At 67.1% G+C, this 1,746-nt stretch carries 3 protein-coding genes; 1 reads left to right on the plus strand and 2 read right to left on the minus strand.

The window, feature by feature from the left end; translation table 11 throughout:
• Window positions 1–154: 154 nt before the first annotated feature.
• Window positions 155–415, minus strand: a complete 261-nt coding sequence (locus Q4F73_RS12425; RefSeq protein ID WP_303359649.1) for a type II toxin-antitoxin system RelE/ParE family toxin — start codon at window positions 413–415, stop codon at window positions 155–157.
• Window positions 412–693, minus strand: a complete 282-nt coding sequence (locus Q4F73_RS12430; protein WP_303359650.1) for a type II toxin-antitoxin system prevent-host-death family antitoxin — start codon at window positions 691–693, stop codon at window positions 412–414. The genes Q4F73_RS12425 and Q4F73_RS12430 overlap by 4 nt, the downstream gene beginning before the upstream one ends.
• Before the next feature lie 342 nt (window positions 694–1,035).
• Here Q4F73_RS12430 and Q4F73_RS12435 point away from each other — a divergent pair, with 342 nt between their 5' ends.
• Entirely contained in the window at window positions 1,036–1,569 is a 534-nt protein-coding gene (locus tag Q4F73_RS12435; RefSeq protein ID WP_303359651.1) for a hypothetical protein, read from the plus strand.
• Window positions 1,570–1,746: the final 177 nt, after the last annotated feature.

Raw genomic sequence — 1,746 nt, forward strand, 5'->3', positions numbered from 1 at the left:
GGCCGGACGGAACTTTCGCGTGAGCATACTCGACGCCTGTGGGCGCTCCCAACCGACGGTGTGGTCACACGAGAGTCCGGCCGACCCTGCCGAGGGACAGCCCTGGCAGTGCATCTGGCCTTCGCGGGAACCTCGTGCAGCCCGCGGAGCCCTTCTATCGGTCGTATATCTCGCGGCGGTGCGCGGCTCGCACGACGGAGACGATCAGCTCCGAGTCGAACACGTCATAGATCACCCGGTAGTCACCGATTCGGATGCGCCAAGCGGTCCGCTCTCCGACGAGCTTCGTCGCCCCGTGGGGCCGGGGATCCTCGCCCAGATCCTCGATGGCAGCGAGCACGCGATCACGCGCTGGACGGGGGAGCTTCTTCACCTGCCGTGCGGCCGCCGAGGTGAACTCGACGTGGTAGCTCACGAGGTGAGGTCGGCGCGGAGCTCCTCAAGTGTCACCCGAGCGCCGTCATCGGCAGCCTTGGCCTCACGGTAGGCGGCCACGTCCTGCGCCATCTCGAACTCCTCGAGGGCTTCGACATCGGCCACGCTGACAACCACGGCGGCGAGCTTGCCGTTGCGGGTCACGCCGATGCGCTCCCCCGCGTACATCGCCCGGCCGAGTACGTCGGAGAGCTGATTGCGCAGCTCTCGCGTCGAGACTTCGGTCGTCACGGTGTCCATGCCGGCGAGTGTACGCATCTGCAATTGTGTACACAAGCGCCACACTCAGGGCAACGAGCTCCGCAGTGTCAGCGTCGAAGACCTCCCCTCGGATCCACTCACCTAGGTGCGCCCGGCCATCAGGCTGTTCGCCGTCGGCTGGCTGGTCGCCGGGTACATCTAGAGCAGGTGCCACCGAGCCATGTACGTCCTCGCCCCTCGTTGCGCTCATCCGCCATGGCGCGCGCCAGAGCAGGTGGACGCGAAAGGGAGCGAGGATCTCGCGGCGTGGCAGCTGCTAGTGCAAACGCCACCTGCGGGGCTGCGGCGCTCGCTCAATATGGCGCCAACGCCCTGGCCGGGTACACCTAGGATGAGTGGATGATGCGTGCACTCCTCCCGTCGCTTGCGGCCGGTGTCCTGGCGGTCACAACAGCCTCTCCTGCACTGGCCCAGAGCTACTTCAACGAAGCGGACACGCTCGGTAGCGCGAACGCGTTGGCGGGGGCCGGGTCGACGGCGACCGCGCCGGTGTCGGTGGCGGTGGTTCGCGCGGCATGGTCTGCGGGGTTGCAGGTCGTCGAGGTCGTGAAGAACCCGACGGATGTGTGCTGGCCTCCAACTACCAAGGGTGGCTGGACGGTGGAGGCGCGTGTCGTCACCGACCCCGCTCGGTTCGATGCGCCCACGCCCAAATTGGTCGTCGTGGCGGGACCGCCCTTGCCGGCGGTGTCCTACCTCCAGGGGTCGGGCGGCTCACACACCGTCTATGAGGCGACCCGAGCTCCCGCATACAACCCGTCGCTGCGGTGCGCGGAAGCCGGTCTCCGGCCGACCGGGCAGCATCCTCTCGTTCTTCCGTCCGGTGCAGACCGCCGCGACCCCTCGATGAACGGGATCATCATCAATCGGTAGTCGTCGTCGGGTGCAGGGAGGCAGAACTCGCTCGCCCCAGTAGATGCGATGCCCCCAAATGCACGAAAACCGGCCTTCCGGCCGGCTTCGCTGGCAGTCAGATCAAGCTCCAACTGCTCCGCGTGGGCGAAGGGGGACTTGAACCCCCACGTCCCGAAGGACACTGGCACCTGAAGC

Source organism: Corynebacterium sp., assembly GCF_030535495.1.
Classification (GTDB): domain Bacteria; phylum Actinomycetota; class Actinomycetes; order Mycobacteriales; family Mycobacteriaceae; genus Corynebacterium.